Origin of the sequence: Leclercia sp. Colony189 (assembly GCF_009740165.1) — a bacterium.
Taxonomy (GTDB): Bacteria; Pseudomonadota; Gammaproteobacteria; order Enterobacterales; family Enterobacteriaceae; genus Enterobacter.
Genome location: NZ_CP046557.1, coordinates 29,902 through 53,123, shown reverse-complemented (window position 1 = coordinate 53,123; position 23,222 = coordinate 29,902). Strand labels below are relative to the sequence as shown.

Genomic DNA, 23,222 nt, shown 5'->3' with positions numbered 1-23,222 from the left:
ACGGAGAACTGTCGCAGGCCCGGTAAGCGTCGCGCCACCGGGTGGGGGGAGTCAGGCTGCGGTAGTCCAGTCTTCGACTGTCAGTTCCTGCACCATGGCGAAAGCCTGATCGTTAGTCACAATCGTTGTGCCCCGGCTGATTGCGTGCGCTGCGATCAACTGATCGAGATCGCCCATGACTTTCCCGTGCTTTTCCATTTCGGCGCGCAGCTTGCCGTATATTGCCGCGGCGTCACTGTCCCAGTCGCAAACGGTGATAGTTTTAAGAAATTCCGAGATGGTTTCGTGCAATCTAAGACTTTGCTTTTTGGCAACGCCGTAAAGCAGCTCAGCCTCCGTTACGCTTGAAATACACATATCTTCTGGCGCCAACCGGGAATAGTGATTTACCACTCCTGGATGCTGCCTCACGAGATGGCTTACTATGTTAGTGTCCAGCATATGCAGCATTTTCTATAATCCTTCAAAAGGATCTCTTGTCGTATAGCTCTGATTGCGTTCCTCTTTACTCAGGAAAGAATCAGGGACATGAGTCTGCTTCAGTAAACGCAAAAAATTTTCCCTGTGCCGTTCCTTCTCTGACATAGCCCTCAACACAACATTCCCCTCTTCATCCCGCCGGATCCAGACACTCTCCGCATCAAACGCGAACTCAGCAGGCAGTAAAACCGCCTGGTTTCGCCCTTTTTTGAACAGTTTTGCTTTACGTTCCATCGCAACCTCTGCTGATTTATTAACCAGGACAAAGCATGCGCCAGCAGCGTCGGGAATGACAAGCCAGAGCGTCAAAATTCGGAAAGCGACTCGCAACAAATAGCTGACCCGCTAACTTTACGCCTCCCGCTTGCGCAGCGGCGCCTCACGCAGGAACCACGACAGGACAAAGGCCAGCACCATGATCGCGGCAGCCATCAAAAACACCGCATGAATGGCGGAGCCAAAGGCGTCCAGGTAGTCCAGGCGCAGGGCATCCGGCAGGTGATGAATGGCGGTGGGGTTCATCTCCCGCGGCAGTTCGGTCCCCTCGGGGATCCGCGCCATCAGGCCCGACTGCAATACGTGGGTGAAGACCGCGCCAAACAGCGCCACGCCAATCGCCCCGCCGATGGAGCGGAACAACGTTACGCCTGAAGTGGCCACACCATACTGGCTGGATGAGACGCTGTTCTGAACCGCCAGCACCAGCACCTGCATCACCAGCCCCAGCCCCGCCCCCAGCACGCCGGTAAACAGGTAAAGCTGCCAGATCGGTGATTCGATGGTGATCCGTGTGAGCAGGGCCATACCGACCACACCCAGCAGGGTACCGAGGATGGGGAACAGGCGGTATTTCCCGGTGCGGCTGATAATGCGCCCGCTGATAATTGAGGTCAGCAGCAGTCCGCCCATCAGCGGGATCAGCTGTAAACCGGCTTCAGTCGGGGTCGCCTCTTTGACAATCTGCAGATAGAGCGGCAGGAAGGTGACCGAGCCAAACAGCGACATACCGATAATAAAGCCAATCAGGCTGCACAGCAGGAAGCTGCGATCCCGGAAAAGCGACAGGGGAATAATCGGCTCCCACGCCAGACGCTCTTCGTAGATAAACCCGGCGATACCCGTCAGGCCAAAGGCCAGAATGCACCACAGCTGCGGGTCACTCCACTCGCGTACCGTGCCCCCTTCGCTGGTAAACAGAATGATGCACAGCAGGGCCATGCTAAGGTAAATCGCCCCCAGATAGTCGATCTCATGTTTGTTGCGCTTCGCGCTGCCGCGGAAGACCGCGCCAATCACCAGCAGGGCAAACAGGCCCAGCGGCAGATTGATGTAGAAAATCCAGCGCCAGGAGGCGTGCTGCACCAGAAAACCACCGACCAGCGGACCAATCACCGTCGCGAGCCCAAAGACCCCGCCGAATAAGCCCTGATAGCGGCCACGCTCCGCGGGGGGAATAACGTCGGCCACCGCCGCCATGCTGATCACCATCAGCCCCCCGCCGCCCAGCCCTTGCAGGGCGCGCATCAGTACCAGTTGGGTCATATTCTGCGCCAGCCCGCACAGGGCGGAGCCCACCAGAAACAGGACAATCGCGATTTGCAGCACGATTTTGCGGCCAAAGAGATCGCCAAACTTACCGTACAGCGGCACCACAATCGTGGAGCTCAGAATATAGGCCGTCACGACCCAGGAGAGTTTATCCAGGCCGCCCAGCTCGCCCACAATGGTGGGCAGCGCCGTGGAGACGATGGTCTGATCGAGAGCCGAGAGCAGCATCACCAGCAGGAGCGCGCTGAAGAGCAGCCGCACCGGGGGCGCGTTTTTGGTTTGCGTTGTTGAATCGGAGACCATAAAACACCGCTTGAAATTAATTAATTGGATAATTAATATTTAATGAAGTTATGAATCAGGTCAAGGGATCCTCCGCGCATGTCAGCACATAAAGATAATTCCGACCCTACGCCACAGGCTCGCCGTCCCGGACGCCCACGCGGAAGTAAACCCACCGCCACCAGCCGGGAACAGCTGCTGGATATCGCCCTCGATCTCTTTGCGCGCCAGGGTATTGCCCGCACCTCGCTTAATGCCATTGCCAAAGAAGCGGGCGTGACGCCAGCGATGCTGCACTACTACTTCAACTCCCGGGAACAACTGCTTGATGCGATGATCGAGGAGCGTTTTCTGCCGCTTCGCAGCGCCATCGCGACGCTTTTCAACGCTCACCCGGACGATCCGGTTACCGCCCTGAGGTTGATGGTGGAAAAGCTGGCCGAACTGGCCGTAAAGCATCACTGGTTCGCGCCGCTGTGGATGCAGGAGGTGATCGGTGAAATGCCGGTACTGCGCGCGCATCTGCAGGCCCGCTTTGGCGATGAGAAATATCAGGGGACGCTGGATACCGTTGCCCGCTGGCAGCAGGAGGGTAAACTGAACCGCGATCTGGCGCCTGAGCTTTTATTCACCACGCTGTTGAGTCTGGTGCTGGTGCCCTTTTCGCGCATGCGCAATGACGAGAGGTTAAGCGCCCTCTCGCCGGAACGTATTGTGCGCCATGCTCTGGCGGTGATGGGCAGTGGTATTGGCGGTTAAAGCGCCTTCGACAGGTAATGTCGTTGTATTCCCGGGTAGGGAAAATCGTTGAGCGTCATTTCCAGTTTATAGCCCTGCTTTTCATAAAACGGACGCGCCTGGAAACTGAAAGTGTCCACCAGTGCATGTCGGCACCCCAGCTTCCGGGCCTCCTCTTCAGCGGCATGCATCAACTGGCTGCCAAGCCCGCTTCCACGCAATTCATCGGATACCCACAGGTATTTGATATTCAACCACTCGCCCTGGCGATTGCCGATGAGTCCGCCGCGCATGTTGCCGCTGTCATCGCGGGCATAGACGGCGAGATCGCTTCCCACGCGGGAAAAATCAATAAACTGGCTGTTATAGATCCGCAGTAGCTGGAGTAACTCTTCCTGCTCGTGTTCGGTAATGGTGTCGGTAATACTCAGTTGCATATCAATCCCCCGTTACGTTGCAGATCGACTATCGCATACTACGCCCGGGATACAAACGCCAAATTCTGGTCCTGTATGGGTTAAAAAATGTAACTGAAATCAACGAAAAATTGCCTTTGCGAGCACTATCACCCCTTGTTACCTGTCACCCGCCAGCCGTCACACATTTTTCTTCTGCGCTTCCCTCTCCGGCAAATTCTGCGGCTACGCTTAGTCGTACCCCTGCGCAACTATTGGCAAAATTAATACTTTCGGCTTGGGTCGCAACGGCGGATGTAACGATATATTTCATAAACGTGTGTGTTTTTTTCCGGAGGTTTCCATGAAGTCAGCGCACCTGTTTTGCCTCATCGTCTGCCTGCTTTTCGCCGCCTTCGTTCATGCTCAGGAGATGAACGATCCGGCAAAGCTAGAGCAGATGAAACAGGCGGTTTTAAAGGATGTGAAAAAAGCCTGTGCCCCGCAACGCAAGCAAACCGATAAAGAGTGGCAGGCGATGATTATGGCGTCTGAGGCGAATCAGATGCTGGTCAAAAACGCGGTGGTGGCGATGGAGCGGAACAATCAGGAAGGTTACTGGGATGCCGTCAGTCAGGTGGACTGCATGGAGGATTACTGATTACGCATAAAGGGGCCATGCAGCCCCCTTAATTTTTTAGCGACGCACATCCGGAATAATTAAATCCCCGCGCAGCACATACGAACCCAGCATCTGGGTCTTCTCATTCAGCCAGCTGACGATCCGTGCCGCCATAGCATCCATTGAGTACTCAATCGCCGGAATGGTTGGAATACCCGGCAGATGCAGTGAACCCGCCAGACTGAAGACCATGATGTCGCCCGGTACCGATCGGTTAAACGCCTGGAGCTGGGGGATCACCCGCTGCGCTTCCTGCTCGTCGGCCACCAGTAAGGCGTTGAAATTGAGCGTAGAGGCGTTATTGAGCAGCTCCTGCAGGGCCACGGAGGATGAGGTGGCTTCCATAAAGACCAGGTTGCGATTAAACGGCAGGAAGTTCTTTTCCAGCCCATGCTTGTAGCCCAGCAGCACCTGATCGGCAAAACCACTGCCGTACGGATGGATCAGGGCAATCTGGCGTCGCCCCTGGCTGGCGAGGAAATTACAGGCGGTTTCCGCGGCGAAAGCGTGGTCATACTGGATACTGTTGACGTTACCGGTTTCCATGCAGTCCACCAGGATGACATTCTCCTGATCGATATGCAGTGGAAAACGGGCACCGATAATCAGAATGTCATCGCATAGCCCGCAGGAGAGTTCATCCAGCGCGCCCATGACTTCGGCTTTGGTGTTGGCGAAGCGAAGCAGCAGGTGCTTCTGGTGCTGGCTAAGGTGTTTTTCCAGCGCGTAAAGGTAACCCGTAGTCTGGTTAATGTTGTCGTGGGCGCAAATCACGCCGATACAACCGGTTGTCTGGCTCAGCAGCGACTGGGCAATCACGTTTGGCCGGTAGTTCAGCTCTTCAACTGCTTTCAGTACGGCCTGACGGCTGGCTTCCTTCACGCCGCGCGACCCGCTCAACACCCGTGATACCGTGGCTTTGGACACCCCGGCCAGACGTGATACATCGTTGATTGTAGACATCTTTATCCCCTGACAGGTCTCTCCAGGCCCCTGTAATTCCTGATTCCACTTCGGCTCATATTATAGCCACTCAGGAGTATATCTGTTTCCGTTTTCTATGGAAACCGATTTTCCGTTTCCACTCTTAGTGATGTAAAAGCAGCCAAAATATGTGACCCAAATCCGATAAACAGCCCCTATAAGTAATGGATCTTGATGGCTGTCACACTTCTGTCTTATATGCATGGAAACCGGTTTCCATATGTTATCCAATCATCTCCGCAATAACTATTTACATTTTGAGGATGGTTGTCGATGTTCAAGATTATGCTGTGCTGTTCTGCCGGGATGTCCACCAGTCTGCTGGTACGGAAAATGGTCGAAGCCGCGGAAGAACGCGGACTCCCCGTCAAAATCGATGCGTACGGTGTTTCAGAATTTGATACACAGTTTCCGCAATATCAGGTCGTGCTTCTCGGACCGCAAGTCAAATACATGTTAAAAACGCTCTCAGATAAGGCTGCCACTCAGGGCATACCCGTTCAGTCCATCGATACAATGGATTACGGTATGCAACGTGGCGATAAAGTGCTGGACTATGCTCTGTCGCTCATCGAAGCGGCACACTAAGAAGGTGTTCTCATGAGTTCGTTATATCAATCTATGGTTGCCGTCATTGAGCAGTCCATCGCGCCGCTGGCAGGCAAGCTGGGCCAGCAGAAGTACGTGATTGCCATCCGCGACGGCTTTACCGCCGCGCTGCCGTTTATGATCATCGGCTCGTTTATGCTGGTGTTCATCTTCCCGCCATTCTCCGCGGATACCACCAACAGCTTTGCCCGCGGCTGGCTGGACTTCTCTGAAACCTACCGCGACCAGCTGATGTTGCCGTTTAACCTCAGCATGGGCGTGATGACCTTCTTTATCTCGGTAGGGATTGGCGCCAGCCTGGGCCGCCAGTTTAATCTCGACCCGGTAATGTCCGGCCTGCTGGCCTTTATGGCATTCCTGCTGGTCGCCGCGCCGTATGCCGACGGTAAAATCTCCACCCAGTATCTGTCGGGCCAGGGGATCTTCACCGCGCTGATCACCTCTATCTATGCCACCCGCGTCTACGCCTGGCTGAAGGATCATAACGTCACTATTCGCCTGCCGAAGGAAGTGCCGACCGGCGTGGCGCGCTCGTTTGAGATCCTGATCCCGGTGGTGGTGATAATCGGTACGTTGCACCCGCTGAACCTGTTTATCGAAGCGCAAACCGGGATGATCATTCCGCAGGCGATTATGCACCTGCTGGAGCCGCTGGTTTCCGCCTCTGACTCCCTGCCTGCCATTCTGCTCTCTGTGCTGCTGTGCCAGATCTTCTGGTTTGCCGGCATCCACGGCGCGCTGATTGTCACCGGCATCATGAACCCGTTCTGGATGGCTAACCTTTCTGCCAACCAGGCCGCACTGGCTGCCGGCGCAGCACTGCCGCACGTCTATCTGCAGGGCTTCTGGGATCACTACCTGCTGATTGGCGGCGTGGGCTCTACCCTGCCGCTGGCCTTCCTGCTGCTGCGTAGCCGTGCAACGCACCTGCGCACCATCGGCAAAATGGGCATCGTGCCAAGCTTCTTTAATATCAACGAACCGATTCTGTTCGGTGCGCCGATCATCATGAACCCGATGCTGTTTATTCCGTTCGTGTTCGTTCCGATGATCAACGCTTGTCTGGCGTATACCGCCACCAAACTCGGCTGGCTGGCACAGGTTGTGTCGCTGACGCCGTGGACGACGCCGGCTCCGATTGGCGCCTCCTGGGCGGCAAACTGGGCCCTGAGTCCGGTGGTGATGTGCGTCATTTGTATGGTGATGTCGGCGCTGATGTATTTACCGTTCCTGCGTGCTTATGAGCGCTCCCTGGTGAAAACCGAAGAGCAGAAAGCGCAGGCGTCCGTAGGTGCAGCAGAGACCGTCGGCAATTAAGTCAAAGAGGACGTTTTATGAAATATGCATTTCCCGAAAACTTCTGGTGGGGTAGCGCCTGTTCTGCACTGCAAACCGAAGGGGAAAGCCAGGGCGGCGGCAAAGGATTAACCACCTGGGATCACTGGTTCGCCACACAGCCAAATCGCTTTCACAACGGGGTGGGGCCGCAGAATACCTCCACGTTTTATCAGCACTGGAAAGCCGACATTCAGCTGTTAAAGCAGCTGAACCACAATAGCTTTCGCACCTCGATAAGCTGGGCGCGCCTGATCCCGGAAGGTACCGGTGAAGTGAACCAGGAAGCGGTGGCGTTTTACAACCAGGTGATCGACGAACTGATCGCCCAGGGCATTACGCCATTCATCACCCTGTTCCACTTCGACATGCCGATGGCGATGCAGGAGATTGGCGGCTGGGAAAACCGCGATGTGGTCGCGGCCTATGCCCGCTACGCAGAAACCTGCTTTGAGCTTTTTGGTGATCGGGTAATGCACTGGTTTACCTTTAACGAGCCGATTGTGCCGGTAGAGGGCGGGTATCTGTATGACTTCCACTACCCGAACGTGGTCGATTTCCATCGCGCCGCCACCGTGGCTTATCACACCGTGCTGGCTCATGCGCAGGCGGTTCGCGCCTTCCGCGCCGGGCATTATGCCGGTGAGATCGGCATCGTACTGAACCTGACGCCGTCCTATCCGCGTTCGCAGAACCCGGCGGACGTGAAAGCTGCGCACCATTGCGATCTGCTGTTTAACCGCAGCTTCCTCGACCCGGTGCTGTGCGGTGAATACCCGGCAGATCTGGTAGCGATGCTGAAAGCGCACGATCAGTTGCCTGCCTGTCTGCCAGAGGACAGCGCGCTGATTGCCGACGGTAAAATCGACCTGCTGGGCATTAACTACTACCAGCCGCGTCGGGTGAAGTGCCGTGATACGGCCATTAATCCCAACGCGCCGTTTATGCCGGAGTGGTTCTTCGACAGCTACGAGATGCCGGGCCGCAAAATGAACCCGCATCGCGGCTGGGAAATCTACGAGCCAGGTATTTACGATATTCTTATTAACCTGCGCGATAATTACGGCAACCCACGCTGTTTTATTTCTGAAAATGGTATGGGAGTTGAAAACGAGCAGCGTTTTATTGAGAACGGTCAGATTAACGACCAATATCGTATCGAGTTTATTTCTGAACATCTTAAATGGTTGCATAAAGGCATTAGCGAAGGCTGTAATTGTCTTGGCTACCATATGTGGACATTTATTGATAACTGGTCGTGGTGCAATGCGTATAAAAACCGATATGGCTTTGTCCAGCTCGATTTAGAAACGCAGCAACGCACCATTAAAAAGAGCGGAGAATGGTTTGCCGAAACCTCTCTGAATAATAGTTTCGATAAATAGAGTGGAAGATGATGATTGCCTTAGAAGAAGCAGTAATGGAAATCATCGTCAATGCTGGTCAGTCGCGCAGCCTGTGCTTTGAAGCACTGCATGCTGCGCGGCAGGGCAACTTTGACGAAGCAAAAAGCCTGCTGCGCGAAGCCGATGGCTACGCGCGCCAGGCGCACCATATGCAGACCAAACTCATCGAACAGGACGCAGGCGAAGCCCGTCAGCCGATGACCTTAATTATGGTGCATGCTCAGGATCATTTAATGAACTCGCTGCTGGCCCGTGAATTATCCGAAGAGATTATTCATTTATACCAGCGCTAATATTTAAATATCAGTAATGGAGATAGCTTTACGATAATAGTGTAAACCCTCTGTGCCCAAAAAAATAAAATCAACTTGTTCTGATGATAGCGACATATTTTGTCAATACGGAACGGGATGGTTATTGTCTGAATAAAATTTAAATATATATTGAGATAACCATGAATATGATTAAAAAACTTCCATTAACAATGGCGGTTATCGCCGCGCTTTGCCCAATGACGGTACTCGCACAAGAATTTACGCAGGAGCAAATCGACGCCATTGTCGCCAAAGCGGTGGATAAAGCCCTGGCAGAACGCCAGGCAAAAATGGATGCCGCGGTAGCGAAAAAAGCCGACGTCATCAACGAACCGCAAAGCGCCGCGCAGTCTCCGGATATGGCGATCCCGTTCGGCATTAAATTTACCGGTTATGCCCGTTACGGCGCCCACTTCCAGGCCGCCGATCAGAAATACGTTGCCGTAGATGGCTCCTATAACGGCGCCTCGGCGATTGGTCGTCTGGGTAACGAAAGTAACGGCGGCGAGTTCCAGCTTTCCAAAGCCTTCAAAGGCGAAAATGGCGCCATCTGGGACGTCAACGTGATGATTGACCACTGGGGCGACGAAGTTAACCTGAAAAAAGCCTACGCCGGCGTGACCAATATTCTGGAATCCAACCCGAACGCCTATATCTGGGCGGGTCGTGACTTCCACCAGCGTCCGCAGCAGGGCATCAACGATTACTTCTGGATGAACCACGACGGCCAGGGCGCCGGGGTGAAGAACTTCGACATCGGTGGCGTGCAGTTTGACGTGGCCACCGTGGCGGCAGTGGAATCCTGTAGTCCGGAAGTGATGGACGATGAAGCGAACCCGTCGCGCATCACCTGTACCGGCGGCTCCGGCACCGGCGACAAGGGCAACTACGCGGCCACCTCCAAAATTCACGGCATGAAGTTCGGCCCGATCGATCTGGAGCTGTACGCCAACTACGGCTTTGACTCCAAAGCCATCGACACCGAAGAGCGTACTAACGCCTGGCAGGGTGGCGTGGTGCTGAGCCACACCAACGACAGCGGCGTGAACAAAGTGATCGCCCGTTACTCTGATAACTCTGACAACAGCGTGTTCAACAAAACCGAGGATCTGACCACGGTGTACGCCAGCTTCGAAGGGCTGCACAAGTTCACCCCGGCGACCCAGGTGGAGTACATTCTGGCCTTCCACGACTATGACAACAGCCGTGACAACACCGACAACCGTAAGAACTACAACGCCATCGTGCGTCCAATGCACTGGTGGAACGACGTTCACTCCACCTGGCTGGAAGCGGGCTGGCAGCACGTTGATTACGACAACGGCGGCGATAACAAAGGCTGGAAGCTGACCCTGTCGCAGAACATGTCTATCGCTATGGGCCCGGAATTCCGTCCGATGCTGCGCTTCTACGTCACCGGCGGCAAGGTGGATAACGAACGCACCGCCCGCGTGAACAACACCAAAGACGAAACGCTCGACGACTTCAACGTCGGCGCAATGTGGGAAGCCTGGTTCTAACCCCTGCTGCGCCCGGCGGCGCTGCGCTTGCACGGGCCTACAAAGTTTTGTAGGCAGGGTAAGCGTAGCGCCACCCGGCAGGCCCCGTGTTATGCTGCTGGCCTTTGAAAAGCCAATATCGCAGGGGAGAACATGGGTTCCACACGTAAAGGGATGCTGAACGTCCTGATCGCCGCCATTTTATGGGGCAGCTCAGGGGTTTGCGCGCAGTACATCATGGAGAAAAGTCATATTTCCTCGCCTTACCTCACCATGGTTCGCCTGCTGTTTGCCGGCGTGATCCTGCTGACACTCTCATTCGTTCACGGCGACAAGATTTTCTCGGTCATCAAAAATCGCAAAGATGCCCTCAGCCTGCTGATTTTCTCGCTCTTCGGGGCGCTGATCGTCCAGCTCACCTTCCTGGTGACGATTGAAAAATCCAACGCCGCCACCGCCACCGTGCTGCAGTTCCTCTCCCCGACCATTATCGTGGCGTGGTTTGCGCTGGCGCGTAAAAAGCGTCCGGGGATTTTCGTGCTGGCGGCGATCATGACCTCGCTCATCGGCACCTTTTTACTGGTCACTCACGGCGATCCGACTTCGCTGACCATCTCCCCTGCCGCGCTCTGCTGGGGCATCGCCTCCGCCTTCTCCGCGGCGTTCTATACCACTTACCCCTCGGCGCTGATTGCCCGCTACGGCACCCTGCCGATTGTCGGCTGGAGTATGCTGCTGGCCGGGTTAATGCTGACGCCGTTCTATGCCGGGCGCGACACCACCTTCGTGGTCGACGGCAGCCTGCTGCTGGCCTTCTTCTATCTGGTGGTGATCGGCACGTCGGTGACCTTCAGCCTCTATCTGAAAGGCGCGCAGATGATTGGCGGGCCAAAGGCGAGCATTCTGAGCTGCGCCGAGCCGCTGAGCAGCGCCCTGCTGTCGGTGATTTTACTGGGGGTGGCGTTTACCCTGCCAGACTGGCTGGGCACGCTGCTGATTGTGTCGTCGGTGGTGCTGATTTCGATGGATTCGAGAAGAAGGGCTCAGACATCGTCGTAGCCTGATGCCCTCTCCCGGCGGGGAGAGGGCCAAAAACTTACTGCGCCTTCACCTTCCCGGCCACCAGCAGCGCCGTCAGCAGCATCAGGGTGCCGGAAATCACCACCGGTGAGGTGAGCCCTAAATTATCCAGCGCCAGGCCGCCCAACGCCGCACCGCAGGTATTCGCCAGCTGGATCACCGCCACCTGAATGGACCCGGCTTTTTCCGCCTGATCGGCCAGCGAGCGGGTGATCCAGGTCGACCAGCCCACCGGAATCAGCGCAAAGGCAAAGCCCCAGATAATCGCGATCGCCGAGGCAACCCATTTGTCGCTGCCCCACAGAATCAGTACAAGCGCGCTGACCGCCAGCACCAGCGGCGCCCCCGCCAGCGCCACCTTCAGGGAGCGTTTCAGGAACTGCGCCGACAGCGAGGTGCCGACAAAGCTGGCGATACCGAAGCTTAACAGCACCAGCGTCAGGCCATCGACGTCAAACCCGGCCATGGTCATAAACACCGGGCGGATATAGGTGAAGAAGGCGAACTGTCCGGCGAAGGCCATAAAGATGGCGGTCATCCCCGCCAGCACACCCGGGCGTTTCAGCAGGCTGAACATGTTCTGCTTGTGGTGCGCGGCTTCGCCCGGCAGCGACGGCAGCGCTTTCCAGACCCACAGAATACAGAGCACGCCCATCACCGCAGCACCGTTAAAGACGTTGCGCCAGCCGATGATCCCCCCGAGGAAGCTGCCGAGCGGCGCGGCAATCACCAGCGCGATGGAGACCGCACCGAAGATCACCGACAGCGCTTTCGGCACGGTGCGCGCCGGCACCAGTCGCATGGTGAGCGAGGCGGACATCGCCCAGAAGCCGCCGAGTCCCAGCCCGAGGCAGGCGCGCCCTAACAGCAACAGGGTGAAACTATCAGCAAAAGAGACCAGCAGGCAGGAGAGGGTCAGCAGCACGCTGAACAGGATCACCACTTTGCGACGGTCAACGGTGCCGATCGCCTGGGTGATAAACAGGCTGGCAAACATCGCCACAAACGCAGTAACGGTAACCGACTGGCCCGCCAGCCCTTCAGATATGCCCAAATCCTGCGCCATCGGCGTCAGCAGGCTGACCGGCAAAAACTCCACGGTAATCAGGCAGGCGACGCAAAACGCCACGGAAAAAACCGCCGACCAGTTCGGGCGAGAAACCGTTTTGGCCTGCGGTTGAATCGTGGGCTGGATATGTTCTGTCATGGCATCACCTGAGATAAAAACGTGCGGAAAAGTCGCGCAGTTTATCATCAAAAGTGTGACATATTTAACGTTTCGACAACTTTTCTTGCATTGCCGCCTTCGCCAGCCCGACGATCCACTCCTGATGCCCGTTAATCATTGGATTCGGCACGGTGCGCGCCAGCTCTTGTGCAGGAACGCCTTTCTGCGACTCCTGGGTCAGGATGCGCACGCGATTTCCCGGTAAATCTTCAAACAGCCAGGCGTGGATCACATCCAGACGTGAGCTGGCATCGCCCTCTACCCAGCCGTGCCAGGCGATGCGCGCGGCCTGGCCTGCGACCGGCGGCACATATTCCGTAACCTGCGCTTCTACCGGAAAGCCGAAGGTTGTGAAACGGAAGCGCGCGCCGTCGCTGAGCAGCGGGCCGCTGCCGTCGTGAAAGCGAATATCCTCGGCATTGCTGTAATACTCCGGCCACAGACGGGTGTCGTTCAGCTGGTCCCAGACGGCCTGCGCGGTCAGCCCAGCGACGATGATTTCGTTGGATGCAAAATTATCGGTAGTGCCCGGCAGGTACTCCTGCGGCCAGATAATGGCGGATTGATTCATGGTTCACCTCATCGTTTGTTAATGGGGTGATGGTGCGCCGGTTAGTGGTATAAATCTAATGACGATGATTTATAATCCTCATCACGAGGCGTGATATCAGTGCAGGAAGAAGACCCCCTCTTCCGGCAGGAAGAGTTGGTTATAACGCAGCTGGAAGGCATTCAGTTCGTACGGATCCGGCTCCATATCGCGCATAAAGCCAAGCGCCAGGCGAACCTGCGCATCGGTGATCGGCGCGGCAAGACGCGCCTTGCGCAGCAGGCGATACCAGTTCTGCAGGTTGTTTTCACTGCTGTCGACGATGCACACCTGCCAGATCAGCAGCACCTGCGCGGCATTGAGCAGATGCGCCTCGTCAGGACGTTCAAGGTAGCGGATAAACTCATTGCCGGCGCTTTTGCCAAACTGATCGATCATCGACTCCAGCGGCACAGGGGCGATCCCCAGCCGTTCGCTGAGACGACGAATGGCGCGCCGGGAGCCCGACGTCATGACGCGAAAGCCCACCACAAATACCACGGCAAGCGTAGCCAGCATTATCCAGACCATGAATTCTCCTTACGGTTAGTCGAGCATAATATCGGGAAACGCAGCGCGTCGACAGCGGACAACGTCGTATTAATGTACTGAAAACAGGTAGTAGAGGACTATGAAAACGGATATCCGCACGCTGGATTTGAATCTTTTGAAAACTCTGGATGCTCTGATGGATGAGCGCAGCGTCACCCGCGCGGCATCACGCTTATCCCTGACCCAGCCCGCGGTCAGCGGCATGCTCAACCGCCTGCGCGATTACTTTGACGATCCGCTGTTTATCCGCGCCCCGCACGGCATAGTGCCAACCACGCGCGCCGAAGAGCTGGCCGCCCCGGTAAAACGTATTCTGGCGGATATCGACGTGCTGCTGCAGCCCACCGGCTTCGATCCCCTGAGCGCCAGCATGACCTTTACCGTTGCCGCCACCGACTACGCATTGCGGGCAGTAATGGTGCCCTTTATCGCAGCCCTTAAGATACGAGCGCCCGCCATCCGCGTGCGGGTGGTACCGGTGGAATCCGACCGTCTGGTCAGCCAGCTTGAGCGGGGCAGCGTTGACGTGGCGCTGATCACTCCACACACCACGCCGGCCGAATTGCATAGTCGCGCACTTTATGATGAACGGTACGTTTGCATGATGCGTGCCGACCATCCGGACGCGGGCAAACCGCTTTCGCTGGCACGTTTTTGCGCCCTAGAGCATGTGCTGGTCTCTTACGAGGGAGACGGTTTTCGCGGGGTGACCGATAGCGTGCTGGAGAAAATTGGTCGAATGCGGCGTGTGGGACTTTCGGTGAGCCATTTTTTAGTACTACCGGACGTGCTGGCTCTCAGCGATATGATTGCCACCGTACCATCACGCATCGCCGAAAATCAGACGGAGATGTTCGTCTGCGAGACACCCGTTTCCGTGCCAGGCTTTACCAAAAGCATGGCCTGGCACGGCAGAACGCACCGCAATCCCGCGCAGGCCTGGTTGCGCGAGCTAATGCTTAAGACCAGTCAGCGCGCCTGAAGCCCTTTCAGCAGCGCCTCATGGAAACGCTGCGGATCCTGCATCTGCGGGGCATGGCCCATATCGTCAAACTCCACCAGCGTGGCGTGTGGGATACGTTTCGCCGTCTCCTTCCCCAGTACCGCATAGTTGCCGAGCGTTTTACGGATCTCCTGCGGGGCGAGATCTTTGCCGATGGCGGTGTTGTCCTTCGTGCCGATCATCAATAATACCGGCATCTTCAGTTCACTAAATTCGTAGATCACCGGCTGGGTGTAGATCATGTCGTAGAGCAGCGCCGAGTTCCAGGCCACACGTTCTTTTCCCGGCCCGTTGTTCAGTCCGGCGAGCATGGTGACCCAACGCTCGTACTCCGGCTTCCACTCTCCGGCGTAGTAGGTGTTTTTTTCGTACTGGCGGATGCCGTCGGCGCTGGTTTTTAGCTCGCGCTGATACCACTGGTCGACCGTAATGTGCGGCACGCCGCGCGCCTTCCAGTCCTCCAGCCCAATCGGGTTGACCATCACCAGCTGTTCCACCTCCTGGGGCCACATCAGCGCGTAGCGGGTCGCCAGCATGCCGCCGGTGGAGTGACCAATAACGGTAACGCGATCGATCCCCAGCTCTTTCAGCAGGGCATGGGTGTTATCCGCCAGCTGCTGGAAGGTGTATTGATAGCGCTCCGGCTTGGTGGATTTGCAGAAGCCCACCTGATCGGGTGCCACCACGCGATAGCCGCTGGCGGTGAGGGCGCGGATGGTGCCATCCCAGGTGCCGGCGCAGAAGTTTTTACCGTGCATCAGCACCACGGTCCGGCCGTTGGCGTTTTCCGGCTTCACGTCCAGATAGGCCATATCCAGAGACTGTTCTTGCGAGGTGAAGGTGAAGTGTTTTACCGGCCAGGCGTAGTCAAAACCTTCCAGCTTTTCGCCGTAGGTGGGGGTATCGGCCGCCATCGCGGGTGAGGCCAGCGCCACCAGCAGCGCAAGGCAGGACAATCCTCGGGTCAACATGCAAGCTCTCCGTTAGCAAAAGGGCTGAGGCTGCGCGAAAGGCGGCAGCAAACTAAAACTGTAGAGCATAGGACGGAGCGGATGTGTAAAGCGGGGTAAGGTAATCGGGGTGAGAATGTAAAAAAGCCCGGCATCACGCCGGGCAAAAAGTGACCTGCATACTCAGGCTGCTTTCAAACGTTGTACGCGTTTTTCGCGGCGGATCTTGCGCTCTTCCAACACCGCAACCATCGCCATCAGGACGATACAGCCGATGGCTGCCGCATCCAGCGCGGCAAAAGTGCCTGCCCAGCCGGTGAGGCCGAAGATCGGCGTGCCGTCGGCAATCATCCCCAAACCGAGCTTGGCGAAGCTGTCGCCGATCAGGTAAGCGAAGGTGCCTTTAATCCCATCGGCAGCGCCGATCGCTTTTTTCGGCACAAAACCTACCGCCGCCACGCCGATCAACAGCTGCGGACCAAAGACCAGGAAGCCGAGCGCGAACAGGGAGGCGAGATAGACGTACTGGTTGCTTGCATGCTGATAAATACCCAGCGTGGCGATAATCAGCGCCAGCGCGACGCAGGCCACCAGCGCACGACGGCCATTGGCGAGATCCGAGAGCCAGCCCCACAGCAGGGTGCCGACCAGCGCGCCTACTTCAAACAGGGTGAAGCCCTGGATCGCCACCTCTTTGGAGAGCTTCAGCTCCTGGAAGGCATACACGGTCGACCACTGGTCGATACCGATGCGCACCACGTAGAGGAAGATATTGGAGAAGCAGAGCAGCCAGATCACTTTGTTTTTCAGCACGTACTCAACAAAGATCTGCCATTTGGTCATCTCGTTCTCTTCAGTCTCTTTGTCCTCTTCGCTGATCTCTTCATTAAACAGCTCTTCGGCTTTACCCAGACCGTATGATTCCGGGGAGTCACTGCCGAAGCGCAGGCCGATAAAGCCGACGATCAGGGCGATAATCGACGGGAAGATAAACATGCCGATCACGTGGCCGTCGAAGAGGTAGTTCGCGCCGAACAGCGCCACCCCTGCCGCACCCGCCCCGCCGAGGTTGTGGGAGATGTTCCACATGCCGAGGTACGAGCCCCGCTTGCGGCGCGGGGTCCATTTGGTGATGGTGGAGTAGCTGCACGACCCGCCGGTACTCTGGAAGAAACCGCTCAGGGCGTAGAAGGCGATCATCAGGAACAGGCTGACGGAGCCCGCGCCCATGCTGGCGCTGAAGCCGAGCATACAGATGGCGGAGAGGATCAGCATAAACGGCAGGAACTGCTTGGTGTTTTTGCCGTCCGCATAGTACGAGACAACGGTTTTCCCCACCCCGTAGGTGATGGAGAAACCGAGGCCAATCATCCCCAACTGGGTCATGCTCAGCCCGTAGGTCGAGATCATGTCGTTCTGCGCGATGTTAAAGTTTTTGCGGATCAGATACATGGTCAGGTAGCCGATAAAGACCACCAGGTAGGACTGCATGAAGGGTTTGAACCACATTTTGCGCCGCACATCGAGCGGCAGATCCAGGGTCGGCTTGCGCACCTGATTGAGGAAGGCCAGCATGGTTTGCTCCTGAGCTGATTTTTACCTGCGAATGGCAGGCATTGTAAAAATCAGCCAGGAGAGATGCCTGAGACAGCGTCCAGGCGGAACCGGGAAAATTTCTTAGTTTCGCGCCACTCGCGGTGAAAAGGTGAGGCGCATCACATCACACTGGCTTCACGCGGGGCCTGGGCGTTAAGGAACGGCAGCAGCAGCAGGGCCGAAATCCCCGCCGCGATGGCGATCACCGCGAAGAACCCGCTCCAGTGCCAGGTGTCGATCACCCTGGCCAGCGGCCAGCCGGAAAGCGATGCCCCGAGATAGGCGAACAGCCCGACAAAACCGGTCGCCGCCCCTGCCGCGTCCTTGTGGGAGCACTCCGCCGCCGCCATGCCGATCAGCATCTGCGGGCCAAACACAAAGAAGCCGATGGTAAAGAAGCACGCCGCCTGCATCACGTAGCTGGCAAACGGCATCAGCCACAGGGAACCGACCGAGAGCAAAATCCCGGCGGCAAAAATCAGGTTCATTGGACCACGGTTGCCGTTGAAGAGCTTATCCGAGCCCCAGCCCGCCACCAGCGCGCCGATAAACCCGCCCAGCTCAAACATCGTCACCGCCGAGTTGGCGGTGACCAGATCCACACCCAGCGTCTCGGACATGTACAGATTGCCCCAGTCATTGATCGCCGCGCGCACCACGTAGACCAGCACGTAGCAGAGCGACAGCAGCCAGATATAGGGGTTTTTCAGCACATATCGGGTGAGGATCGCCTGGCGGGACAGCCCGGCCCCCTCCTGCTGCTGGGCAATCTCCAGCGCGTCGTGCCGCCAGTCGCCCACCGCCGGCAGACCCACGGTTTGCGGCCGATCGCGCAGACGCCAGCAGAGAAACAGCCCGGCGAGGATCGCGAGACAACCGGCAATCATCATCCCCGCGCGCCAGCCGTAGTGCAGCGCTGCGGCACCGACCACCATCGGGATCAGCGCCCCGCCGACGTTATGGGCGGTGTTCCAGATCGCCCACCAGCCGCCGCGCTCGTTGCGCGAATACCAGGCGGTGAGCAGGCGGGCACAGACCGGCGCGCCCCAGCCCTGGAAAAAGGCGTTCAGCGCCCACAGCAGGGCGAAGGCCCACAGCGAGGTGGAGAAGCCGAACAGGATGTTCACCACCCCGGTGGCGATCAGGCCAAAACCCATAAAGTAGCGGGCGTTGGAGCGGTCGCTGACGATGCCGGAGAAGAACTTCGACAGGCCATAGGTGATGTAAAACAGCGTCGCCAGCAGGCCGATATCGGTGCGGGTCATCACCCCGCTGGCGAGGATCTCCGGCGCGGCGGCGTTAAAGCTTTTGCGGGTGAAGTAGAACAGCGCGTAGCCGAGCCAGAGGGTGATCAGAATATGGCGTCGCCAGTAACGATAGCGGGCGTCGATTTCCGCCTTATCGCTTATCGGGACTGCATCGACAGGGGGTTTAAACATGGTGACTCCGAAGCGGTAAACTGACGCTGACGCGCGTCCCGTGTGTGCAGGAGATAGTCAGCGTGCCGCCCAGCGCCTTCACGCGTTCGCGCATCCCCGCCAGGCCAAAGCCCTGCAGCCCCGAGCCCGGCGGCAGGCCGCAGCCATCGTCTTCAATCACCAGCCTGAGGCTTTCATCCTGCTGCCAGCCCTGCAGCGTCACCGCGCTGGCGCTGGCGTGTTTGACGATATTGTTCAGCCCTTCCTGACAGACGCGAAACAGCGTGACGCGCTGGCCTTCACTCAGCAATGATTCATCAATGCGCCAGTCGAGATGGCTGACGATGCCGCGGCTCTCCAGCTCCATCTCACGCATCAGGGAGCGCACCGCCTGTTCCAGGGTCAGATCGTCCAGCTGGCGCGGACGCAGCCTGCCCAGCAGGCGACGCACCGAGTCATACACGCCCAGCGAGAGCTGTTCGATATGCGCCCCGCCCTGCTTCACCCCGGCGTTGTCCGCCGCCAGACGCTGGACGATACCCGCCTGGGTACGAATGGCGGTAATGGTCTGGCCGATGTCGTCGTGCAGTTCACGCGCCACCTCCTGGCGCACGCTCTCTTCGGTCTCCAGCAGGCGTTCTGCCAGGCGGCGATTGCGCGACAGCTCGGTTTGCAAGGACTGGTTCAGCTCACGCAGACGCTGAATGCCCGCGCCGAGCAGCAGCCCGGTCAGGCTCTGGGCCAGCAGAGAGAGCAGCAGATCCACCGGGTGATCGTGCCAGGTCTGGCTGGCAATCAGCGCGATGGCGTTCATCAGCGTGGCGATCAACGCCCCCTGCCAGCCGTAATGCCAGGCGAGCGCGATGATCGGCAGCGCCAGACAAAACGGCGTAAAGCGCGACAGCTCTGCGGGCAGGCCAAGCTGCAACCACAGGCTCACCACAAACAGCAGCAGATACCAGATGAGATGCCGGGCGCGCCAGTTGACGGGCTGAGAAACCAACGCCGGGCCAAGGGGCTGCCAGACGGTGCTGGTGAGGTAATGCCAGATGACGAGGCAGGTCGGGGCCAGGGTCAGGCCGCCGGTCAGGGTCAGCAGCAGGGTGTTCAGCATCTCCTTTTCGCCCACCCACGGCAGGGACTGCAACAGCGCGGCGGCGATCAGCGCCGCCCCCTGGCGCAGCAGGGTGCGCCAGTCGCGCTGGTGACGATAGCGGGAAATAAGCGCAACCGGGAGGAGCGTGAGCAGGCTTCCGGTCATCAATAAGGGCAGATACGCGAGGGCGACTTCCTGCGACAACCAGATCAGCATCAGCCACTCTGCACCCAATAAAACCGGCCAGTAGCCGCGCGGGCATTGCAGCATCAGCCCCAGCCGCAGGCCGAAAGGGAACAGCAACACCGCCAGCTCCGGGCGTTCTACCAGGTGCAGGCTGATGCTCCACAGGCAGAACCAGGCGGCGGAGAAGATAAAGAAGCTGGCGACCACCGCCACCAGCCGGGAGAAAAAGGCGTGCATTACCAGCCGTCAAACATGCGGCGCGCCAGCTCAACGTCATTGCTGACGCCCAGTTTTTCCATCAGGTTGGCGCGGTGAACGTGTACGGTTTTTGGCGACAGGCCAAGCTCAAGGGCGATCTCTTTCACCGCCATTCCCTGAGCCAGCTTTTCCGCCACCTGGCGTTCGCGTCGGGTAAGCGGGTCCTGGCGTCCGGCCGCCAGCTTGAGGGCGATATCTGGCGTCAGGTAGCAACCGCCGGTGGCGACGGTACGCACGGCGGCAATCAGCTCGTCCGGGCTGCAGCGTTTGGAGAGAAACCCGCGCGCGCCCGCGTTCAGCGCCTGCTCTACCAGCGCCGGACTGTCGTGAACCGAGAGCATGATGGTCGTTATTCCTTTCGGCAGCTGGCTCAGCAGCTCCAGCCCGGAGAGGTCCGGCATTGAGATATCGCAGATACAGACCTGTACCCCGCGTCCCGGCAGGCCGGCCAGCGCCTCGCGGCCGGAGCCGAACTCGGCCAATACCTGAAAATCGGGCTCCAGGCTCAGCAGCTGGGCAAATCCGGAGCGGACGATAAGGTGATCGTCGATAAGGGCGATGGTGGTCATGGTGCATTCCTGGCGGGATTAAAAAACGCGCTTACCTTAGCGATAAGCGCGTTACTGTTCAAGCGATGAACGATTCGTGCCGTCAGAGGATGCCTGTGGTCACCGTAAAGCGGCGGGTTTCGGCCGGAGCCAGCGAAATCAGGCTGCCGCTGTGCTGTGCCGCCAGGAACCCTTCCGGGCGGCAGGTGGCCGGAAGCACGAACGCCGCCACCTGCTGATCGCCGTTGTAGAGTATCCAGTGGGTGGCGTAGTTCAGTTCGGCGCTGGCAAAACGCGTAACAAAGGTGACGCCATCCGGGGCGATCATGCGGAATTCCGGGCTATCCGTATAACGATCGAGCTGGTCGGTGAAGAAGACAATCTCCGGATCGTAAAATTGCGGTTCAGAGAGGGTCTTCAGGGTCGCTTCGCCCTGCTGTACACGCTGGTTGAACGCCAGCCACTGTTCGGTAGGTTTAACGTGCGCCGGGATCGACTCGCGCAGCTGAATGGCTTCATCCGGGACGTTCTGGCTGAAGGTGGCCCCCTCAACATACGCATAGTTCATATGGCACATGTACTGGAGCGGCATGGGCACCGTCGCCAGGTTGGTTACCGCCATGGTGATCTCAAACAGGGCGCTGGCTTTACGTAACGTCACCGCCGGCTGCGCCTGATAATGATGACCGAAGCCCATCACATATTCATAGCGTCCGGTCACCGTCAGGCTGTCGCCCTTCAGCTCCAGCCAGGCTTCATCCATTGGCGCGCAGGGCATTTCGCCGTGCAGCGGATGGGTATCCTCCGGGGACGGGCAGCCGTTTGCCAGCAGGCCCGAGTGGAAGGCAAAACAGCCATAGGTTTCCACCACCTCTTTTGCCGCTTTGGGCTGGCGGAACATATTGCGCATCGTCAGGTCGCGGCCATCAAACTCCGCATCCCAGATCATCTGCCCCAGCCAGGGGAGGATCACCAGGTGGCCGCGGCTGTTTTGCACCCGCAGCCCCTCCACGCCGCTGGCGTAGCGAAACGCCGTCACCGTGAAGTCATCGTTTTGCAGCAGGGTGCGCGGCTGTTCGGTAAAGAGCGCGCGCCACAGGGGAAGTTGCGTCATGGTGTTTCTCCTCAGGAAGCGGTGGCTTCGGTCAGTTCACGGCGCACTTTGCTCTCACGCCAGAAATAGACGCCCACGTAGACAAAGCACAGCATCGAGACCAGGAAAGAGGCCTGCAGCGAGTGGAACAGATCGGCGACATAGCCCTGCACCGCAGGCACGACTGCCGCACCCACAATCGCCATCACGATCACCGCGCCCGCCATTTCGGTATGTTCGTTGTCCACGGTATCCAGGGTTCCGGCGTAGATAGTGGCCCAGCATGGCCCGAAGAGAATACTGACCAACACCGCAACGTAAACCGCGCTAAAGCCTGGCGCCAGCGCCACATAGGCCAGGAACAGCGCGCCGACCACCGAGTACATAATGAGCACCTTCGCCGGGTTAAAGCGGGTCATCAGAACGTTGGCGATGAACTTGCCGATGAAGAAGCAGGCAAAGCTGTAGACCATAAAGTTGGAGGCGTCGCGTTCGTTGATATCGCCCAGCTCCAGCGCCAGACGGATGGTGAATGACCACACCGCCACCTGCATGCCCACATAGAGGAACTGCGCCACAATACCGCGACGGAAGCGGGCATTGGTGGCGAGGTAGCGCAGGGTATCCATCGCCGACGGGCGCTTACGCTCCGTGGTTTGCGCCACTTTGCAGGTGGGGAAGCGGGTTAACAGAAACAGAACCATCACCACCACCAGAACCATAATCATATACTTGTAAGGCTCCAGCGTGTTCTCCAGCATCAGGATCTTAAAGTTGTGGATCTGCTCGGCGTTCATGCCTGCCATCTGTTTTTCCAGGCTGTCGCCTTCGGAGAAGACCAGATATTTACCCAGCAGGATGCCTGCGGCAGCGCCAATCGGGTAGAAGGTCTGGCTAACGTTCAGGCGCAGCGTGGCATAGGCTTTCGAGCCGATCATTGAGCTGTAGGTATTAGCCGCCGTTTCGAGGAAGCTCAGACCAATCGCGATGGCAAAGATGGCCGCCAGGAACATGGTGTAGGTTGCCATGTGCGAGGCCGGGAAAAAGAGCGTACAGCCTACGATATAGAGCGTTAATCCGATTAAGATCGCCACTTTATAGCTGGTCTTTTTAATTACCAGCGAGGCCGGAATAGCTATCAGGAAATAACCGCCATAAAATGCGCTTTGCACCAGCGCCGAGGCAAAATTGCTGAGTGCAAAGACGCTTTTAAACTGCGTAATTAAAATATCATTTAAAGCAGCAGCGCATCCCCATAATGGGAATAAGCAGGATAACAAAATAAACTGGAACAGAGGGGTTTTATTCAGATAGCCGTCAGGCATCTGAATGATGTTTTTATCGTTCATAGTG

The 23,222-nt window shown here is 57.6% G+C and carries 24 protein-coding genes; 9 read left to right on the top strand and 15 right to left on the bottom strand.

The genetic code is table 11. The features are described from left to right. Positions 1 to 51: 51 nt before the first annotated feature. The 3 genes from GNG29_RS00260 to GNG29_RS00250 all read right to left on the bottom strand — a co-directional run bounded on the left by GNG29_RS00260 (position 52) and on the right by GNG29_RS00250 (position 2,331). Entirely contained in the window at positions 52 to 450 is a 399-nt protein-coding gene (locus GNG29_RS00260; protein ID WP_156653663.1) for a type II toxin-antitoxin system VapC family toxin, read from the bottom strand. A 3-nt stretch (positions 451 to 453) separates the two neighbouring features. Next, a complete protein-coding gene (locus GNG29_RS00255) occupies positions 454 to 714 on the bottom strand; it encodes an antitoxin (RefSeq protein WP_156653662.1) in 261 nt (86 codons plus the stop codon). 117 nt (positions 715 to 831) lie between these two features. Continuing rightward, positions 832 to 2,331, bottom strand: coding sequence for an MDR family MFS transporter (locus GNG29_RS00250; RefSeq protein WP_156653661.1), 1,500 nt, complete (start codon positions 2,329 to 2,331; stop codon positions 832 to 834). Between the two features lie 78 nt (positions 2,332 to 2,409). Between GNG29_RS00250 and GNG29_RS00245 the strand changes: the two genes are divergently transcribed. After that, positions 2,410 to 3,069 (top strand): TetR/AcrR family transcriptional regulator, encoded by a 660-nt coding sequence (locus tag GNG29_RS00245; protein WP_156653660.1) that lies wholly within the window; start codon positions 2,410 to 2,412, stop codon positions 3,067 to 3,069. On the opposite strand, the gene GNG29_RS00240 is transcribed toward GNG29_RS00245, so the two are convergent. Next, a complete protein-coding gene (locus GNG29_RS00240; RefSeq protein WP_156653659.1) occupies positions 3,066 to 3,485 on the bottom strand; it encodes a GNAT family N-acetyltransferase in 420 nt (139 codons plus the stop codon). The genes GNG29_RS00245 and GNG29_RS00240 overlap by 4 nt on opposite strands. Positions 3,486 to 3,807: 322 nt before the next feature. On the opposite strand from GNG29_RS00240, the gene GNG29_RS00235 reads away from it, so the two are divergent. After that, positions 3,808 to 4,104 carry a YicS family protein gene (locus GNG29_RS00235; RefSeq protein WP_103177671.1) on the top strand — a complete coding sequence of 99 codons (297 nt, stop codon included), beginning with the start codon at positions 3,808 to 3,810 and terminating at the stop codon, positions 4,102 to 4,104. 36 nt (positions 4,105 to 4,140) lie between these two features. On the opposite strand, the gene GNG29_RS00230 is transcribed toward GNG29_RS00235, so the two are convergent. Next, entirely contained in the window at positions 4,141 to 5,088 is a 948-nt protein-coding gene (locus GNG29_RS00230; RefSeq protein WP_103177670.1) for a LacI family DNA-binding transcriptional regulator, read from the bottom strand. Positions 5,089 to 5,382: 294 nt separating this feature from the next. Between GNG29_RS00230 and GNG29_RS00225 the strand changes: the two genes are divergently transcribed. From GNG29_RS00225 to GNG29_RS00200, 6 genes are all read left to right on the top strand, one after another. Next, the gene (locus GNG29_RS00225; RefSeq protein ID WP_103177669.1) at positions 5,383 to 5,697 is read left to right on the top strand and encodes a PTS sugar transporter subunit IIB; all 315 of its coding nucleotides are present in this window, start codon (positions 5,383 to 5,385) and stop codon (positions 5,695 to 5,697) included. A 12-nt stretch (positions 5,698 to 5,709) separates the two neighbouring features. Then, a complete protein-coding gene (locus GNG29_RS00220; RefSeq protein ID WP_103177668.1) occupies positions 5,710 to 7,035 on the top strand; it encodes a PTS sugar transporter subunit IIC in 1,326 nt (441 codons plus the stop codon). A gap of 17 nt (positions 7,036 to 7,052) precedes the next feature. Then, positions 7,053 to 8,438 carry a glycoside hydrolase family 1 protein gene (locus tag GNG29_RS00215; RefSeq protein ID WP_156653658.1) on the top strand — a complete coding sequence of 462 codons (1,386 nt, stop codon included), beginning with the start codon at positions 7,053 to 7,055 and terminating at the stop codon, positions 8,436 to 8,438. 11 nt (positions 8,439 to 8,449) lie between these two features. After that, the gene (locus tag GNG29_RS00210) at positions 8,450 to 8,752 is read left to right on the top strand and encodes a PTS lactose/cellobiose transporter subunit IIA (RefSeq protein WP_072250852.1); all 303 of its coding nucleotides are present in this window, start codon (positions 8,450 to 8,452) and stop codon (positions 8,750 to 8,752) included. A gap of 161 nt (positions 8,753 to 8,913) precedes the next feature. Further along, the gene (locus GNG29_RS00205; RefSeq protein WP_156653657.1) at positions 8,914 to 10,293 is read left to right on the top strand and encodes a carbohydrate porin; all 1,380 of its coding nucleotides are present in this window, start codon (positions 8,914 to 8,916) and stop codon (positions 10,291 to 10,293) included. 132 nt (positions 10,294 to 10,425) lie between these two features. Further along, on the top strand, positions 10,426 to 11,331 hold the full coding sequence (locus GNG29_RS00200) for a DMT family transporter (protein WP_103177665.1): 906 nt from the start codon (positions 10,426 to 10,428) through the stop codon (positions 11,329 to 11,331). Between the two features lie 37 nt (positions 11,332 to 11,368). On the opposite strand, the gene nepI is transcribed toward GNG29_RS00200, so the two are convergent. The 3 genes from nepI to GNG29_RS00185 all read right to left on the bottom strand — a co-directional run bounded on the left by nepI (position 11,369) and on the right by GNG29_RS00185 (position 13,700). Continuing rightward, positions 11,369 to 12,559: a purine ribonucleoside efflux pump NepI gene (nepI, locus tag GNG29_RS00195; protein ID WP_156653656.1), complete on the bottom strand. Its 1,191-nt coding sequence runs from the start codon at positions 12,557 to 12,559 to the stop codon at positions 11,369 to 11,371. Between the two features lie 64 nt (positions 12,560 to 12,623). Continuing rightward, a complete protein-coding gene (locus GNG29_RS00190; protein ID WP_103177663.1) occupies positions 12,624 to 13,151 on the bottom strand; it encodes an SRPBCC domain-containing protein in 528 nt (175 codons plus the stop codon). A gap of 96 nt (positions 13,152 to 13,247) precedes the next feature. Continuing rightward, on the bottom strand, positions 13,248 to 13,700 hold the full coding sequence (locus GNG29_RS00185; protein WP_103177662.1) for a DUF1198 domain-containing protein: 453 nt from the start codon (positions 13,698 to 13,700) through the stop codon (positions 13,248 to 13,250). Between the two features lie 100 nt (positions 13,701 to 13,800). Between GNG29_RS00185 and GNG29_RS00180 the strand changes: the two genes are divergently transcribed. Continuing rightward, a complete protein-coding gene (locus GNG29_RS00180; protein ID WP_103177661.1) occupies positions 13,801 to 14,703 on the top strand; it encodes a LysR family transcriptional regulator in 903 nt (300 codons plus the stop codon). Here the strand turns inward: GNG29_RS00180 and GNG29_RS00175 are convergent. The 7 genes from GNG29_RS00175 to fucP all read right to left on the bottom strand — a co-directional run bounded on the left by GNG29_RS00175 (position 14,691) and on the right by fucP (position 23,218). Next, a complete protein-coding gene (locus GNG29_RS00175) occupies positions 14,691 to 15,695 on the bottom strand; it encodes an alpha/beta fold hydrolase (RefSeq protein ID WP_156653655.1) in 1,005 nt (334 codons plus the stop codon). The genes GNG29_RS00180 and GNG29_RS00175 overlap by 13 nt on opposite strands. A gap of 162 nt (positions 15,696 to 15,857) precedes the next feature. Then, positions 15,858 to 17,249, bottom strand: a complete 1,392-nt coding sequence (uhpT, locus tag GNG29_RS00170) for a hexose-6-phosphate:phosphate antiporter (RefSeq protein WP_103177659.1) — start codon at positions 17,247 to 17,249, stop codon at positions 15,858 to 15,860. A 140-nt stretch (positions 17,250 to 17,389) separates the two neighbouring features. Continuing rightward, a complete protein-coding gene (locus tag GNG29_RS00165; protein ID WP_103177658.1) occupies positions 17,390 to 18,709 on the bottom strand; it encodes an MFS transporter in 1,320 nt (439 codons plus the stop codon). After that, the gene (gene uhpB / locus GNG29_RS00160) at positions 18,702 to 20,207 is read right to left on the bottom strand and encodes a signal transduction histidine-protein kinase/phosphatase UhpB (RefSeq protein ID WP_156653654.1); all 1,506 of its coding nucleotides are present in this window, start codon (positions 20,205 to 20,207) and stop codon (positions 18,702 to 18,704) included. Before uhpB ends, GNG29_RS00165 begins: the two co-directional genes overlap by 8 nt. Further along, positions 20,207 to 20,797 (bottom strand): transcriptional regulator UhpA, encoded by a 591-nt coding sequence (uhpA, locus tag GNG29_RS00155; RefSeq protein WP_156653653.1) that lies wholly within the window; start codon positions 20,795 to 20,797, stop codon positions 20,207 to 20,209. The genes uhpB and uhpA overlap by 1 nt, the downstream gene beginning before the upstream one ends. Before the next feature lie 82 nt (positions 20,798 to 20,879). Next, complete coding sequence (locus GNG29_RS00150; RefSeq protein WP_156653652.1) at positions 20,880 to 21,890, bottom strand: aldose 1-epimerase family protein; 1,011 nt, start codon at positions 21,888 to 21,890, stop codon at positions 20,880 to 20,882. Positions 21,891 to 21,901: 11 nt separating this feature from the next. Then, positions 21,902 to 23,218, bottom strand: coding sequence for an L-fucose:H+ symporter permease (gene fucP / locus GNG29_RS00145; protein ID WP_103177654.1), 1,317 nt, complete (start codon positions 23,216 to 23,218; stop codon positions 21,902 to 21,904). Between the last annotated feature and the right edge of the window lie 4 nt (positions 23,219 to 23,222).